Here is a 16,190-nt window from a genome sequence, read left to right on the forward strand (position 1 = left end):
CCAAGCTTGTTACTTCATTTGTTCTAAAATGTTCAATGTTTTTGTCTGCTATTTTAAGAAAATCACTCTACTGAGTGATTTTCTTTGTTTAAGGCTAAACTTATACTAAGAATGAGTGTTATAAAACAAGAATATATAGGTGAAAAATGTATGTTAAAAAAGATAGCTCTACTCTTATTCATATCTTTTTTTGTTTTAGGTGCCCCTCTTAATGTATCAGCACACGCAGTCCTTTTGGATGCATCACCGAAAGAAGGAAGTCAACTAAAGCAAATGCCTGGCAAGGTATCATTGACGTTTAATGAACGATTAGGAGAAGGTGTTTTTAATCTTCAAGTACGCAATGATAAAGAGAAACTTATTACCACTAAAAAAGCAACAATGAATCGAACTCACAAAACGATCTCTTTGGATGTGCCACCTTCCAAAAAAGGTATTTATACCGTTAGCTATTCAGTCATTTCTGCAGATAGCCATCCTGTACAAGGAACGTACGTCTTTTCTATAGGAGAAAAAATAGATCAAGCTATTAAGAATGACAATAGTAATCAAGGCGAAAGTGGGAAGCAGAGTTCTTTTTATAATATAGGTTTTTCTTTAGTACAGACATTCTATTATCTGGCTTTATTATGGTTAGTTGGCTTTGTCCTATGGAAATGGTATGTTCCTTATCAATCAGATCAACAAAAACAAAAGTATAAGACGAATGTAAGGTACCTTCAAACTGGATATATTATTTTTTTACTGATTAGTATAGGAGTCCAAAGCACTGCGCTATTAAAGGGTTCTAGCCTTTCGCAAATAAAAATATTTGTCATTCATTCTGCTACTGGTTGGTCATGGCTAACTTGCATTCTTCTTGCCTGTGTTGGATTTCCTTTCCTACTAAAGAATAAATGGCTTGATTTTATATGGGTAGGTTTGCTGTTAGTAGCTACTACGTTAAATGGTCACGCCATAGCATCAGACGTACCAGTCTATACAATAATTTTAGACTTTATGCATTTGGTTACCGCCTCTTTATGGGCAGCTGGGTTAGTTTATCTTTTTATGATTTGGCGTAAGGAGAGAGAACAAGCTTTAGCTTTTCTTCCGATTTTTTCGCGCATAGCCTTTGTGAGTCTTATATTATTAATCCTTTCAGGTGTTCTTTACACTTTAAAGCTTCTTCGAGATATAACAGCACTCTTTAAAACCACGTGGGGACTGTTATTGTTAGCTAAAATATTTATGGTCATGTTAGTAGCTGGTGTAGGGATACTCATTAGAGAACATCTACGAAAGAACGATTCACCAAGCCCTACAAAGTTTTTAATGTCTGATATAAGTTTTATGCTGATTATTGTATTAATTGTAGGAACGATTACACACTTAAACCCTGTTCCACAGAATGAACCTTTGGTATGGAAAGAAAACAAGCAAGACATAGAGTTTCTCGTAAAAACGTCAACCTTATCTCCTGGCAAGGGTTCTCTCTGGGTAAAAGCATCTTTACCACAGGATGGATCTTCTATCCAATCGATAGACATCGCACTTTCTCCTAAGAATAAAGGAGAGCTTGCACCAATTGATGTGCCCTTAAAAGTAAATAAAGACGAAAGTCAGGAGAAACAACAAGTGCAGTATAAGATGTATGAAACAAACAACCTTGTCATTCCTTATGCGGGAAGATGGCAAATTGCTGTACGGCTTGTTACATCAAACCTAGATGAGATTGTAATCTATAAGGACATCATTGTTTACGATGTTAAATAATGATTTTAGAAAGAAGGAAAAGAAATGAAAAAACAAGTAACAGCTCTTTTATCTACATTAGTTCTTTCAACGATTGCATTTGCGGGTACTGCAAGTGCTCATGTTGTCGTATACCCTCAAGAAGCGACACAAGGCTCTTATGAAAAATTTACTGTGCGCGTTCCAACTGAAAAAGATATTCCAACTACAAAAGTGAAAATTGAGATTCCAAAAGACGTAGAAATATCTCGATTCGAACCTATGGAAGGATGGAAATATGAACTTCAAAAAGACTCTTCAGGTTTGATTACAAGTGTGACATGGACAGCTACTAATGCAGGTTTATCACCTACAGAGTTTGGAGAATTCAATATGCAAGGAAAAGTAGGCGATAATGCTAAGAAGATTGTTTGGAAGGCTTATCAAACATATAAAGATGGGTCAACAGTAGCATGGGAAGGCCCTGCTGATGCAGATACACCTGCATCTATCACAACGGTAGTAAAAGGAAACGGAGCAGAGGGAGATTCTCATACATCAGCTACTAGCGACACAACTGCTACTAGCGAAGCAACTAACAATGATTCAAATTTTGCACTTCCTACTACTCTTTCAATTATTGCATTAGTGCTAGGCATTATTTCATTAATCTTTAGTTTAAGAAGAAAGAAGCAGAGCTAATTATTTTTATTAAAGATTTAATTAGACAGCAATCTAAAAACGCAGGTTAACATTTGTTAGCCTGCGTTTTCTATTCTTATTTATTGATTATTACGATATACATAAGGATCATCTGGTTTTTCTTCACGTTTTACTTCTGTTACTTTTACAATAGGAATTGTCTTTTTAAATGGTTGATAATACATCGTACTTACTTCACCAGTTACCGTTACCCAATCATCATTTTTAAATGATACATCATCCGGAAATTGAACTAACATACCAAACACGCCTGAATCAGCTATACAATGAATGATTCCAAAACGAAATAAAAAGTACTGATTGTCTTTTAATTCTTTAGTGTGGTACATAAATCCCTTAAATTTAATTTGTTTTCCAGTAAACTCACCAGGATATCGATAAATAGTTTCCATTGCATTTAAAAATTCTTCATCTTCTAAATTAATGGTTTTCCCTTTTGAAAACTTTTTTAAATCTTTATGAATCATTTTATCGTATGCATCTTCTCCATAAAAAGAACTCGTATCTGGTTGTAGAAACTGATGTGAGGAGTAAGGATCTTTTTTATCATAAATAGGAAAATGAAATCCTTTTGCTTCAACAATATTTGAATCAAGTGTAGCTACAGGCAAAAAGAAGACGGTTAAAACAGGTAAGAAATAAAGAGGGTACCATGCCCGTCTTTTCCACTTGTTCGGTGATTCATGACTATGACCGCATCCGCAGTCACAATTATGGTCATGACCTTGCTCTTTCTCATCAGATCCTGTCATATAAAAAACTAGTTCTGCAATAGTTAAAAACCACAGTAAAAAAATTGTTCCATATGAAATCCATGAATATTTCATGTTAATATATTTTGAAATATCTCCGGTTGCATGAAGGTGCATAAAGATCATAGTAAAGCCTAACAAAATCAAAACTCTAAACATTAATATCCCTCCTTTTTAATGAACGATTAGTAGAGATAGAACCAATACTAGAATAAACACGTATACAAATAGTGAAAAAACAAATTTTGTCTTAAATTGGCTCAACATCATTAATGTATTTTTTATATCGAACATAGGACCAAATACTAGAAAGGCTATAATTGCACTATCATTAAATGTACTTCGAAACGATGAAGCAATAAAAGCATCAGCTGAAGAACATAGCGATAAAATATAAGATAGGCCCATCATTACTACATTTGAAGATACTACTCCGTGCCCGAGAGCCATGAGGGTAGAGGTCTTCACATAAGTTTGCATCGTAGCCGCGATTAATCCACCGATAATGACAAATTTTCCAACAGAAAAGAATTCATCAATAGTATGTTTAAGAGCATCTCCTATTTTTTCACTCATCTTCTTGGAAGCAGTGTGTACATGTATCTCATTTTTAACTTGTGGCGTTTTAAATTGAAAGGCTAAAATTAAACCTACTATTAAAGATACAAGGAAGGCAACAACACCACGTTCAATCATGATTTTCCAATCGTTACCGAAAGCCACAAAGGTCGCGAATAGGACAACAGGATTAATAATAGGCCCTGTTAACATGAACGGAATAGCAGCATATAAGGGAACGCCTTTTGCCATTAAACGTCTTGTTATTGGGACAATCCCACATTCACAAGCCGGAAATAAAGCTCCAATTACACTTGCTAGAACAATTGCCCCAAATTTATTTTTAGGAATAGCTTTTGCCATCATTTCGTCTGTTACAAAAACTTGAATAATACCAGAAATAATTACACCTAATAATATAAAAGGTAGAGCTTCAATTAGGATACTAATAAAAATGGTGTTCATTTGTAAAAGAGATGAACTCATTATACTCACTCCAACTAAGAAATAATCATGTTACTTTATATTCGAATTTTCTGTTTGTTTTTAAACATAGAAAAAGCCCCTTTAAATAGAAAGTAATATCACTTACAAACAGTGATATTACACTATTTATCTAAAGGGGACAATCTTAAGAAAAAATAAATATATACAATAGCCGTAATAAAAAAATATCTTTATAACATAAACAACTAGCAGTCTCTAGGAAAGTGAGCTTAATCAAAACCCTAAAGACCATATTATTTAAAAATATCCTTTAATATTTACATCAACATTTCTTTTTACATTTGTACTTTACCATAGAAAAATGAAAGAATGGTGAAAAACAATTTAACAATTTTTTACTTTTGGTTCTAATCATAAATTTTGCAGTACTTTAACACTATAATCTGAGTATATAACTGGTTTAATGGTGTATAGCTTATTCTTAACAGTAAATCTATTATAGAATGCTTTCTATTCACCAGGACCTATCAGCTGTTCATCTTGATAAAGTTCATATACGTAGGGGTTATCAGGTTGACGTATGGACTCAATCTGTTGAATTTGAATATATGGAACATCCTCTTGATTGTACGTAGCTTTTTTAACTATTCCTTTTATATGAACCCAATTGTCTGTTTTAAATGTAGAGGCATTCTCTATAGTTGATAGCATTCCATAAACAGATGCATCTGCCACACAACATGATATGCCAAAACGAGCTACCACAAATTGATTATCTTTAAATCCATTTTCACGGTATACAAATCCATCGACCTCAATTTCTTTGCCTATAAACTGATCTACATTATTTTCGATGATACTCATTACAGGAATATAATCTGTATTATTCACATTAATGCTCTTTTGTTTTAGTAGCTTTTTTTCAAGTAATTTATAAAATCCTTTGGGTGGGATTTTAGGCGGAGAAATATTACTTTGATGCTCTAAGGGAACATTTTTTGGTACTTCTTCTGAATCACCAGCTAATACCTTATTCGTGTATTCTTCTACTTTGGAATTAATAGATTTAACTTTATTGCTTCCTTGTTGAGCTGGTTGCTCGCCAGGGACATTAGCTGAAAACTTTACTCCTCTTTTTACTGCAACTGAGCTATCAAGTGTATGATTTGAAAATAAAAAGCCCGTCATAATAGGTAATAGAAATAAAGAGTAAATAAACGTTGTTCGAATTTTTCCTTTTTCCGTATGATCATGACCGCACTCACAAGATACATCCTTATTTACACTACTTCGCCAAATTTGTATAATTCCCAACAAAAAAAAGGTACCAGAAGAAAACAATATAAAAGGCATCATTTTAGGTGCAATAAATTGAATGATTTTACCTGTTAATATGAGTTTAAACATAAGGAGGGAAAAACCAATTAGTAATATTCCCCTTATATAAATGATAAATTGCTGATCAATTTTTTTCATACCATTTCTCCTATCTACTAACTATTCCATAAGTCATGACGATAAGATACACAATCACAGTAATGATAAGAATAAGGCTAAATGCAAAACGTTTTTTAAAAAAGGACAATAGCATAATGGTGTTTTTAAAATCCATCATTGGTCCATATAGTAGAAAGGCAAGAAGAGCTGTAGGTGAAAATGTATGAGAAAAAGATGAAGCAACAAAAGCATCTGCTTCTGAACAAAGTGAAAGTACATAAGCAAATCCCATCATAACGGCAGAAGACATATAGTCATTGCTCGCAAGGTTTGTTAATAGTTGTCTATCTAAAAAGGTTTGAAATAGGCTTGCTACGAGTGCACCGAATAATAAGTATTTGCCCATATCGAAAAATTCATCACTAGCATGATACAGCGTTTGCTTTAACTTATTACCTACTTTTGCGTTCTCATGTTCATGAACGTATACATCTCGTAACTGGTTGGAATTTCGAAAAAAGAAGTAAACGGATAAACCGATTAATATACAAGCAACAGCAGCTAAACCTATACGACTGTATACTATAGACATATTTGATTGGAATGCATAAAAAGTAGCAGCAAATACAACCGGATTTAAAATGGGGGCACCCACTAGAATCACCACTCCAATATGAAGTGGCATTCCTTTTTTTAATAACCTTCTTATAACCGGAATAATGGCACATTCACAAACGGGTAAAAGGGCACTTACAAGAACAGCTGGTATAAGGGCGATATATGGATTTTTTGGAATCAAGCGTTGAATAAGTTCTTCTGATACAAATACTTGAATAAGGGCAGAAGCAAATACACCAAGCAAAATAAAAGGGATGGCTTCAAGTATAATACTTAAAAAAATAGAATTTACATTCAATAAAGATGCTGGAATAGCTAAATCTTTCGTATTTATATCAACAAAGAAAAAACAGTAACCAAAAAGCAGTAGTAATAACACACCTATTAGATCTTTACTTAATTGTGATAGAGTTGTCATAATCTATCGTTTCACCTCCAATTACTAGAACTATATGATAGAGTTTGAACAAGTTATGCACCTAATAAAAAAGAGTTAATATAAAAAATTTATTTAAAAGATAAAAAACTCGAAAATAGTGATTATATCCTCTTATCAAAACGTAATGATTACGATTTTTTATATATTATGTGAAAATTATAAGATATATAACTGAGAAAAATTAATACATTTAGTTTTTCCATTTCTTATCTTAGCATCATTGAATTTAGCACTAGAATATAGTGAGAGTGGATATATGAATTATTTGTATGGTGGAATCTTCCTGTTTGTTGGCCTATTTCTAATCAATGTTTTGTTTTCGTATCAAAATAAGCATATTGATCCAGCTTTTGGAACTACATTAAAATACCAAATTTATGATTTCTCGTTATTTTTAATCGCTAATATGTTAATTGGATATGGAGTCAAATTTGGGTTTAAAGCTGTTCATAACTTAACATTTGTTTTACTGACATCGAAAGGGATGGAAGTAATAATTGCCGTATTAATGGGTTGCCTTTTCTTTAAAGAAGCTTCTAGGCGGAAAATATTACCAGTAATTTTTATTATGGTTATAGGGGTAGTTATTTCTAAAATGAAGTAGAGAGGGTGACAATTCAGTATAAACTAATTAAAAAGAAAGAGGTATTATAAAAAATCAATAAAATATTCTTTACCTATCAAATAAAGAGACTTTAAACATCTACAGTAAAGAAAAAGAATGAAAGAATAACACCTTTCATTCTTTTTTATATAGATTAATTCTTTTTATAAAAAATATATCTATCGTTATCCTAAAACAGAGATAATTTTATTGCTTACTTTCGCGTAATAAAATTTACACTATTTTAATACTTGTATTGTTATAAAATATATAAGTTGGTAAAATAAAGAAAAATGATTGGTGGTATCTAGATATTAATGAGTATTAAAGAAAAGATACTAATGAAACATGCAGAAAGAAAACTACATAAATTACAAATTGAGCTTGTGCATTTTATTCCAGGAAGAATTAGACTTCGATCAACCGTTTGGAAAGAGAATAAAAAACTAGTTGAATTAATTATTTTAAATTTGAAGTCTCAAGTTCTTGTCTATGATGCAGTCTTTACGTTAGATACCGGAAGTTTACTTATTACATATAAGGCTTCCCATATGACAAATAACAAAGAACTTGAAGAGTGGTTTCAACTTATTGAACAAATATATCAAGAAGAATATAGAGCTTAAGGAAAGGGAGGGATGAGCATGCTTCCTACTGTAATCGGTTTAGGTGTCTCTTTTATTGCTCCAAAAATTATGTCTCAATTCCGTGATCAAAAAATAAAAGTATTGCATGCGATGCCGGGGCGACTGCGTATACAATGTGACAGTTGGAAGCACCGTATCATTGCACATGCTCTAACGGAAGAAGTAAAAAAACATCCTCTTATTTTAACATCAGAAGCTTCAGAACTAACAGGAAGTTTAGTGCTTCAATTTGTTGTACCTCATATTAACCAGGAAGAGCTAGATGAACTGATGAGTTATATCGTACAAATAGCAGCTAACGCCATTTTAAACAAAGATGCTACATTGATGAATGGCATGACTAACACACTCGGATTTATAGATAAAGGGATTAAAAAGCAAACCAATGGCTTTGCTGACTTTGATAGTTTATTTGTTCTATTTTTATTAGGAAAAGGAATTCAGACGTTTGGAAGTGCGCCTGCTTTCTCTGCAAGCTTACTTTATTGGTCATACAACATCATTAAGGATAAGGGGGAAAAGAATAGGTGATGATGTTCGGGGTAAAGATAGCTCATTCGCTCCCTGGAAGAACCCGATTTTATATACCTAAACAACTAGAGACAAACCATATTGAAACTTGGTTACGCTCTTTTCCAGGGGTATATTCTGCAAGCTATAATCAAGTAACCGGAAGTCTACTCATTTATCATCATATTACTCTCTCTTTATACAGTCTAAAATCGTTTATCCATAAATATAAACATACACTCAAGCAAGCAGCGTGTTCATGGAAAAAGGCTATACCTATTATAGCTTGTGGAACTATTTTTTTAGTTAACTGGTACCTTCAACGTTCTTCGTATCCTGCTATAGTAAAAGCACTTTCCTATTGGGTTAGCACCTTTACTGCTATTAGTACTTCCTATGATGTAATTAAAGATGGTGTTATTCATGTCCTAAAAGAACGAAAAGGGAATGCTAATACATTAACAGCTGCTTCTATATTCGCTTCTTTGTATATGAAGAATCCAGGATCGGCTTTAATTATCACTTTGATGTCTACTATTAGTGAGCTATTAACAGACTATACGTCTGAACAAACCAAGCATTATATTCACTCCGTCCTAAAATTAGATGTCTCATATGCCTGGAGAGTAAAGGAAAAGGGCGTTGAAGAAAAGATTTTAGTCGAGGATATTCGAGTTGGTGATAAGGTTGTAGTTTTCACTGGAGAAAAAATTCCCGTGGATGGAATCATAATAGAGGGGAACGGTACAGCAGATGAAGCTTCAATTACTGGGGAGTATATGCCACGAGAGGTATGTGGTGGAGATAATGTGTACGCTGGAAGTGTCTTGCAGAGTGGACACCTTACTGTGACAGTTGAAAAAGTAGGAGAAGATACATCCCTCTCTAAAATTGTGAAACTGTTGGAGGAAGCACAAGATAAACGCGCTCCTATTCAAAATATAGCCGATACAGTAGCTGAAAAAATGGTTCCTGTTTCTTTTGGTTTGGCACTGCTTACATTTTTCTTCACTCGAAACCTTAACAGAGCGATGAGTATGTTAGTTATTGATTTTATTTGTGGAATTAAATTATCAACGGCCACAGCTTTATACGCATCCATTGGACGTGCTGCAAAAGAAGGGGCTATTGTTAAAGGCAGTGATCATATTGAAAAGATGTCTAAACTAAATACAGTTATTCTTGATAAGACAGGAACTATTACAGAAGGAACGCCTGTGGTTCAGCAAGTAATTGCTGCTGAAGGCTTTAATCAAGAAGATGTCATTCGTTTAGCTGCAGCAGCTGAGAAAAATTCTACCCATCCTATTGCTGATGCAATTGTGAAGCAAGCGAAAGATTGGAACATTTTAATTCCTATTAGAGACAATAATGCTCAGGTAGAAACAACGGTAGGAAAAGGGATTTCCACTTGGCTAAATGGTAAAAGAGTCGTTGTTGGAAGTTTACGCTTTATGAATGAACTAAAAGTTCAAACAACCAACTTACTTCAACAAATGCAAAACGACGAAAATGTGATTTATGTAGCCTATGATCAAACACTTGTAGGAGTAGTTAGCATTTTTGACAAAATACGTTCTGGTATGCACCGCGCAGTGCATAATCTCCGTCATCAAGGTATTAACGACATTATTATGCTCACAGGAGACAAAAGAACGGTCGCAAGAGAAATGGCGCGTCGCTTAAAACTGAACTGGTATCATGCAGAGGCTTTGCCAGAAGATAAAGCCTTTTATGTAAAAAGGTATGGGAGAACAGGAGCTGTCATGATGGTAGGTGATGGCATTAACGATGCACCAGCTTTAGCTCATGCTCATGTAGGTGTAACGATGGGTACTAAACGAACAGACATTGCTTCAGAAGCCAGTGACGTTATTATTACGTCTGATAACCCAGAAATGCTTTCTGAGTTAGTTGGACTATCTAAAAAGACCATGAACATTATTAAACAAAACTTTATTGCCACGTTTGCTATTAATGGTATTGCAATTTTATTCGGTGCTTTAGGTATCTTCTCTCCAATTGTGGGAGCAGCTATTCATAATGCGGCCACTATTGGTGTAGTAATAAATAGTGCAAGAATCTTATGGTTAGGGAGGGAAACCAATGAATCCCAAATTCTACGTTCTGCATGATATACCAGGTCGTATTCGATTTCATATCCCAGCATTGAGAGATAAGAAAAATCATGTGGAAATTGAGCATATGTTTTCTGCTTTAAAAGGTATAGCGAGTGTGAGAATAGAACCCACCATTCAAACCATGCTTATTCACTATGATGTTTCACAACTTTCTCGCAATACTATTTTTTGTTATGTATCTATCTTTTTTCAGCAAACGCGTTTAGACCCACTAGATGATATTATGATTCAAATGGATCCTGCCACACGAAACGATTGGCTACGTACATTGTTTTCTGGGGGCTTACTTCTACTAGCAGGTATTCGAAAATCATCTTTTTATAAACCAGATGCACTCGTATATGGAGCAGTAGTTGCAACAGGCTATACGGTCTTATCCCATGGTACGAGCAATAAAATGAGGCACCCAGATATTTTAACTGGAATTGTTACGATGTTATCTCTAGGGCCATCAAATATGCTATATGTAGCGATGATTACATGGATTGTAAATGTGTTGGAATTGTTACATGAAAAGCAGAAAGTGCAATCACAAAAGTTATCTACAATTACGTAAGATATTCATTCATACCTTTTGTATGAATTGATATAAAAAACTTAGGATTATGGGGGAGTTTTATAATGATTAATCGCGATTTTCTAATGGGATTTGTATCAGGAACAGTGGTAGGCGCAGTAGGCTATCGTTTATATGAACAGAATGGTGGGCAATTACAACGTTTGGTTCAACCTAAACAGGCATATGGTGGACAACAAACTATTTCATCTTATCAACCTTCTATGGAAGAGCTTCAAGCACAGAAAGAGCGTTTAGAAGATATGATTGCTGAATTACAAGTAAAATAATGATAAAAAGAGTGAGAGATAGTTCCAGGCTATCTCTCACTCTTTTTATTCATAATGAGGGAATCATTTTTAAATGATGAAACGCTTATTTACCGTATGCTAAAAAGTTTCCTGCGGCAAACTATTTCTTTTATTATATTCTGGGATTTTAAAATTATCAATACTTATAAAGAAAAATATTCCAATTTTAAAAGTGATCAGAGTGAGGTATAGCTGTATACCTTATAAGCATTTAGTTACCATAAAACATTTTTCCAGTGCATATGAAAAAGCCAATGTTTTGAGAGACGAAAGGTTGGTAAAGGGGTCTTTTTCTTCTTTATGGATGTTTTTATGCATTGTTGAAGATTTAACGTTCTTTAAGTAGGTGAGAGGGGGATTAATGCATACAATAAGCACTTTCTATACCCCTGCTTATAGTAGGAAAGATAGTATTTGTTGTGTTTTATCTTCAGTTATAGAGTTACCTCAAAAAGCAACCTCTTTCTTATGACAGATTGAGGTTACTTTTACTTTTTACATGAAAATAAAAACTAATTAGTTGCAGTGATCTTTTCTAATTGGTTTAGCAATTGATCAATGAATTGACTGATTACAATGGTATTTTTACTCGTAAATCCTTCTTCCAAACCTACTTGAATCATAAGTTCTCTTCCTGCCTCTATATCTACAAGTAAAGCCTTCGTTAAAGTATTGTTGTATTTATATGTTTGCAATTATCTAATCACCTATTTCTCTAAGTTGATGCTTTTTTATTTAACAATAACTAGATTTTCACTATATAACAACATTTTTCCCTGTAAAATTCAATTGGAATCTTAGAATACCTTTTTTAGGGTCTGAATAGCTCATTTTTAATACCTAATACATGTTACAATACGTTTTGTAGATGCGAATAAAAATTCCATTTCTTATTTCATAGGCAAGAGAAGCCCTCATAATGTGAGGGCTTTTCTTGTTTTAATCTGATGATAGTCAATTTCCAAAGACGACCGTTAGATTACAACCTAATTTTTCAAGATCATTTATAAGAAATGACCTCCTAACTATTATTTAAGGAGCATAGTTTTTTGTATCAAGGCTACCATTTTTACCTAAGGCAATTTTTATAGCATAAAGAAACATTTGTTGGGTAAACTGATAACAAATATGATTATGATGAGAGTGTATACGGATGAGTTATTTTTATGGTGCTACCTTTTTATTTTCTGGTTTATTTCTAATAAATCTGTTATTTTCGTATCAAAGTAAGCATATTGATCCAGCTTTTTGGGCGACTTTAAAGTATCAACTTTTTGCCTTTCCACTATTTTTAATAGCCAATATGCTGATCGGATACGGCATCAAATTTGGATTTAAAGCGATTCAGAATCTAACATTTGTTTTAGTTACATCTAAAGGAATAGAAATAGTCATTTCAATCTTAATGGGGTATCTATTTTTCAAAGAGGTTCCTACTTGGAAAACAGCACTGGGTTTTTTTATTATGATTGCAGGGATTATTATTTCGAAAATAAAGTAGAACCTTTAACGGTTTCGAAAATTCTATTGGTAAACTTAAAATAATAAAAAACCTTATGTTTGGAGAATGTTGTAGTAAAGCTTTAGTTACCCTAATTACTCTTTTGGACCATAGAAAAAAACCCTCTTTTTCAGCAGCTCACGCGCAGGAGAGGTTAAGAAAGATTGCTCCCATGAGGTATGCAGTTTTTTTATAAATGACGAACATACTAATCATTATTTGTTAAAGAACTGCTTAACAACCAAGCTTTATATACTTATACTACGGCAGTAACATCTACTCTTTATAGCAAGAATATGTTATTCTTCATTTTCAGTTGCAGATTTCTTTAAGAGGGTACCTACTTCTCTAATGCCATTAGAACGAGGTACCCTTTTCTCATTTAACTACTGAAGAAACTTCCACTCTTTCTTTTTCTCTTATAATGATGATGTCCATAGCTTCCGTGATGGTCACGCTTTTTCCTATAGTCATCACTGCTGCTATAACTTTTAAAAGGTTTTGATCTTCCTCTTTTATAATCACTGCTACTATAACGCTTATGCTTATTGTTCATTAGTGAATCAAACAGTTTCTTGAACATAATTTAATCACTCCTCATAGTCATTTTAAATCTATAAAAAACAAAAAGCGCTTTTATCCTTTTAGTAGATAAAAGCGCTTGATGTACAAACACAGACTTCACCTAACTAAAAAAGTAGGCAAAGGTCTTGCTAACAATTAAGATTGCCAACAAAGCCGGAAACATTTTGTTTCGTAGTGACGACTTTTGTTGTACAGCTACTCCCCTTTGGAGTATTAAGTTTGTTCAATGTTAACTTAAAACAATTCTATAAGTCAATTAATAACAAAACGCTATTTAAATTGACATCAAAATCGCGTTTTGTTAAGTTTGACTTACGAACGTTCGTAAGGAGTGGTAAAATGAAATCAAATCAATTAAAAGAAGTCGCTTTAAATCAATTTGCTTTACATGGTTATCAAGGGGCTTCGCTTGCTTCTATTGCTAATGAAGTAGGTATTAAAAAACAATCTATATATGCACATTTTAAAAGTAAAGAAGATCTTTTTATTAGTACTTTTAATGATTCTCTAGAAAATGAATTGCAATTTATTACACAGTTCATGGAAGAAAATCATTCAGTACCTCTTGAAGAAGTTTTATATAACTTTTTGAACAAATACTTGGGACGTTATCAAAAAGATTATAATATGAGCTTCTTTATGAGAACATCCTTTTTTCCACCATTAGAGTTTGAAGAACAAATTAAGATTGGTACTAACAATTTTGTAAATGAATTAGAATCCCTATTTTTATTAGTATTTAAGGAAAGAAAGGCTGACTTAAAGTCAAACATTGCTCCTGAATCTGCAATGATGTCATTTTTAACAATATTTGATGGATTATTAGTTGAATTGTTATATGGATTCCCAGATCGTCTTCAGAAACGTCTAACTAATTCGTGGAATATTTATTGGCAAGGTATTACTGAATAAAAGGAGAGAGTCAAATGAACCGCGCTTGGGGTTTATTAGTTTTAGGATCCATATTAGAAATTTTCTGGGTCATGGGGTTAAAGCATGCTGATGATGTACTCACGTGGACAGGAACAATTATTGCCATTGTTTTATCTTTTGGCCTATTGATTAAGGCCACTTCAAAACTTCCTGTTGGAACAGCCTATGCTGTATTTACTGGACTGGGTACCACAGGTACTGTGTTACTTGAGATGCTTGTTTTTGGAGAACCATTTCAACTTGTAAAGATTATCTTAATTCTTGTTCTTCTTGCGGGTGTTATTGGCCTGAAGCTTGTAACGGGAAGTACAAAACAAGAAGGGAGTGCTTCATAATGGGATGGATTTTTCTTGGTTGTGCAGGAATCTTTGAAGTTGTAGGTGTCACAGGTTTAAACCTGATATTACGTAATAAAAACATCTTCTCATTTGCCGTCTTTGTCTTAGGATTGGGAAGTAGCTTCACCTTCTTAAGCCTAGCCATGCAATCTCTACCAATGGGAACAGCTTATGCAATATGGACAGGAATTGGAACAGTTGGGTCAGGGGTTGTAGGAATTCTATTTTATGGAGAATCGAAGAGCTTAGCTAGAATTATATTTATGGCTATGGTATTAAGTGCTGCAATTGGTCTAAAGCTTATTAGTTAACATAATTTGAAGTCTCTGTACAAAAAAAGGCGACTATTTAGAAAGTCGTCTTTTTTCTTTATTAGATTTAATTAAATAAATAACTTAACATTAGCTCTCTTGCTTTCTCATAAATCTTATATTCTTCATACAAATTTGGATAGGTAGAAATTTCTTTTTCTAAAAAAGTATATTGCGGAAAAACTTCAAAAAAAGTCAACTTTAATTGATCTATCTGATGTTGAGGAATTTTCTTCGTTTTACCTTTCAAAATATAACTTAAACTGCCAGCAATATTCATCCAATAACTATTAAAATCTGCGGTTAACAGATCGTCTTCATGTAATTCCCCACTAAATTTATCTTGTATTTTACGAATATCTTCATATGGAAATGGATGATGCAAATCATTATTAAGCTTCTTTAATTCATCAAATATAACTAGTTTTCTTATATTTAACTCCACCTTTTCGTGGCATGCAGAGCTTAATTTTACCACTGTTTATACAAAGTTCACCATAAAAGATATATGTATATCATATATATAGATAGTTAACATAATCACGGTTTAAACTATAAGAGAACTGAAAATAATGACCACATTTTAAAATAAATGGGTATGTTATATAATAAACCTTTACTCAAAACATTCTGAAGGGAAATGTAATATGCTAATTTCTAGGCCGCGTAAAAAACATAAAGTGAAGCATCTGGAACCTGCAAGTATCTTGTTCGTAGGATTTTTAGGGTTAATATTGCTCGGCACCGGTTTATTAATGATTCCTGCTGCTACAAGTGATAGGCATCATTTAAGCTTTATTGATGCTCTCTTTGAAGCCACTTCTGCTGTATGTGTAACAGGACTAGCTGTGGTAGATACCGGTACTACATTTACTTTATTTGGACAGCTCATTCTGCTTGTGCTCATCCAAATTGGTGGCTGGGGATTCATGACTATCGGTATACTCATGTTTATCGTACTAGGTAAAAAAATTGGATTACAACAAAGGTTAATACTTAAGGAATCTCTAAATGCTTTTTCGCTACAAGGCGTTATTGCATTAGTCCAACGTGTTGTGCTAATTAC

Annotated in this window: 20 protein-coding genes; 13 read left to right on the plus strand and 7 right to left on the minus strand. The window is 33.3% G+C overall.

From position 1 onward, the window contains the following. The first annotated feature begins 84 nt into the window (after positions 1–84). Entirely contained in the window at positions 85–1,755 is a 1,671-nt protein-coding gene (locus tag ACFX40_RS24145; protein WP_377256710.1) for a copper resistance CopC/CopD family protein, read from the plus strand. 24 nt (positions 1,756–1,779) lie between these two features. After that, positions 1,780–2,415 carry a YcnI family copper-binding membrane protein gene (locus tag ACFX40_RS24150; RefSeq protein WP_377256712.1) on the plus strand — a complete coding sequence of 212 codons (636 nt, stop codon included), beginning with the start codon at positions 1,780–1,782 and terminating at the stop codon, positions 2,413–2,415. Between the two features lie 80 nt (positions 2,416–2,495). On the opposite strand, the gene ACFX40_RS24155 is transcribed toward ACFX40_RS24150, so the two are convergent. From ACFX40_RS24155 to ACFX40_RS24170, 4 genes are all read right to left on the minus strand, one after another. Continuing rightward, positions 2,496–3,347, minus strand: a complete 852-nt coding sequence (locus ACFX40_RS24155) for a TIGR03943 family putative permease subunit (RefSeq protein ID WP_377256715.1) — start codon at positions 3,345–3,347, stop codon at positions 2,496–2,498. Positions 3,348–3,362: 15 nt separating this feature from the next. Beyond that, entirely contained in the window at positions 3,363–4,232 is an 870-nt protein-coding gene (locus ACFX40_RS24160) for a permease (RefSeq protein WP_377256718.1), read from the minus strand. 471 nt (positions 4,233–4,703) lie between these two features. Beyond that, the gene (locus ACFX40_RS24165; RefSeq protein WP_377256721.1) at positions 4,704–5,669 is read right to left on the minus strand and encodes a TIGR03943 family putative permease subunit; all 966 of its coding nucleotides are present in this window, start codon (positions 5,667–5,669) and stop codon (positions 4,704–4,706) included. A gap of 10 nt (positions 5,670–5,679) precedes the next feature. After that, on the minus strand, positions 5,680–6,666 hold the full coding sequence (locus ACFX40_RS24170; RefSeq protein ID WP_377256724.1) for a permease: 987 nt from the start codon (positions 6,664–6,666) through the stop codon (positions 5,680–5,682). 277 nt (positions 6,667–6,943) lie between these two features. Here ACFX40_RS24170 and ACFX40_RS24175 point away from each other — a divergent pair, with 277 nt between their 5' ends. The 6 genes from ACFX40_RS24175 to ACFX40_RS24200 all read left to right on the plus strand — a co-directional run bounded on the left by ACFX40_RS24175 (position 6,944) and on the right by ACFX40_RS24200 (position 11,435). Beyond that, positions 6,944–7,291 (plus strand): hypothetical protein, encoded by a 348-nt coding sequence (locus ACFX40_RS24175; RefSeq protein ID WP_377256727.1) that lies wholly within the window; start codon positions 6,944–6,946, stop codon positions 7,289–7,291. A gap of 317 nt (positions 7,292–7,608) precedes the next feature. Beyond that, complete coding sequence (locus ACFX40_RS24180) at positions 7,609–7,917, plus strand: HMA2 domain-containing protein (protein ID WP_237758357.1); 309 nt, start codon at positions 7,609–7,611, stop codon at positions 7,915–7,917. Between the two features lie 18 nt (positions 7,918–7,935). After that, complete coding sequence (locus ACFX40_RS24185; protein ID WP_014460605.1) at positions 7,936–8,469, plus strand: HMA2 domain-containing protein; 534 nt, start codon at positions 7,936–7,938, stop codon at positions 8,467–8,469. Then, a complete protein-coding gene (locus ACFX40_RS24190) occupies positions 8,469–10,583 on the plus strand; it encodes a heavy metal translocating P-type ATPase (RefSeq protein ID WP_377256756.1) in 2,115 nt (704 codons plus the stop codon). Before ACFX40_RS24185 ends, ACFX40_RS24190 begins: the two co-directional genes overlap by 1 nt. After that, complete coding sequence (locus ACFX40_RS24195; RefSeq protein ID WP_377256731.1) at positions 10,555–11,145, plus strand: HMA2 domain-containing protein; 591 nt, start codon at positions 10,555–10,557, stop codon at positions 11,143–11,145. The genes ACFX40_RS24190 and ACFX40_RS24195 overlap by 29 nt, the downstream gene beginning before the upstream one ends. 65 nt (positions 11,146–11,210) lie before the next feature. After that, positions 11,211–11,435, plus strand: a complete 225-nt coding sequence (locus tag ACFX40_RS24200; RefSeq protein WP_011106165.1) for a hypothetical protein — start codon at positions 11,211–11,213, stop codon at positions 11,433–11,435. A gap of 533 nt (positions 11,436–11,968) precedes the next feature. Here the strand turns inward: ACFX40_RS24200 and ACFX40_RS24205 are convergent. Beyond that, positions 11,969–12,151, minus strand: a complete 183-nt coding sequence (locus ACFX40_RS24205; RefSeq protein ID WP_377256734.1) for a Spo0E family sporulation regulatory protein-aspartic acid phosphatase — start codon at positions 12,149–12,151, stop codon at positions 11,969–11,971. A gap of 458 nt (positions 12,152–12,609) precedes the next feature. Between ACFX40_RS24205 and ACFX40_RS24210 the strand changes: the two genes are divergently transcribed. Next, complete coding sequence (locus ACFX40_RS24210; RefSeq protein ID WP_377256737.1) at positions 12,610–12,957, plus strand: hypothetical protein; 348 nt, start codon at positions 12,610–12,612, stop codon at positions 12,955–12,957. A 382-nt stretch (positions 12,958–13,339) separates the two neighbouring features. Here ACFX40_RS24210 and ACFX40_RS24215 read toward each other — a convergent pair whose 3' ends face one another. Next, positions 13,340–13,540, minus strand: a complete 201-nt coding sequence (locus ACFX40_RS24215) for a hypothetical protein (RefSeq protein WP_377256740.1) — start codon at positions 13,538–13,540, stop codon at positions 13,340–13,342. A 341-nt stretch (positions 13,541–13,881) separates the two neighbouring features. On the opposite strand from ACFX40_RS24215, the gene ACFX40_RS24220 reads away from it, so the two are divergent. Genes ACFX40_RS24220 through ACFX40_RS24230 form a run of 3 tightly spaced genes read left to right on the plus strand, consistent with a single transcriptional unit; the run spans position 13,882 to position 15,124 of the window. Further along, positions 13,882–14,454, plus strand: coding sequence for a TetR/AcrR family transcriptional regulator (locus ACFX40_RS24220; RefSeq protein WP_377256742.1), 573 nt, complete (start codon positions 13,882–13,884; stop codon positions 14,452–14,454). Positions 14,455–14,468: 14 nt separating this feature from the next. Then, positions 14,469–14,810: a DMT family transporter gene (locus ACFX40_RS24225; protein ID WP_098433806.1), complete on the plus strand. Its 342-nt coding sequence runs from the start codon at positions 14,469–14,471 to the stop codon at positions 14,808–14,810. Then, positions 14,810–15,124: a DMT family transporter gene (locus tag ACFX40_RS24230; protein ID WP_098525940.1), complete on the plus strand. Its 315-nt coding sequence runs from the start codon at positions 14,810–14,812 to the stop codon at positions 15,122–15,124. Before ACFX40_RS24225 ends, ACFX40_RS24230 begins: the two co-directional genes overlap by 1 nt. A 67-nt stretch (positions 15,125–15,191) precedes the next feature. Here ACFX40_RS24230 and ACFX40_RS24235 read toward each other — a convergent pair whose 3' ends face one another. Beyond that, entirely contained in the window at positions 15,192–15,602 is a 411-nt protein-coding gene (locus tag ACFX40_RS24235; protein ID WP_377256745.1) for a YxiJ family protein, read from the minus strand. 169 nt (positions 15,603–15,771) lie between these two features. On the opposite strand from ACFX40_RS24235, the gene ACFX40_RS24240 reads away from it, so the two are divergent. Beyond that, a partial coding sequence (locus ACFX40_RS24240; protein WP_377256748.1) for a potassium transporter TrkG occupies positions 15,772–16,190 on the plus strand: 419 nt, incomplete at its 3' end.

It is taken from the genome of Priestia sp. YIM B13552, assembly GCF_042787775.1.
GTDB lineage: Bacteria > Bacillota > Bacilli > Bacillales > Bacillaceae_H > Priestia > Priestia megaterium_E.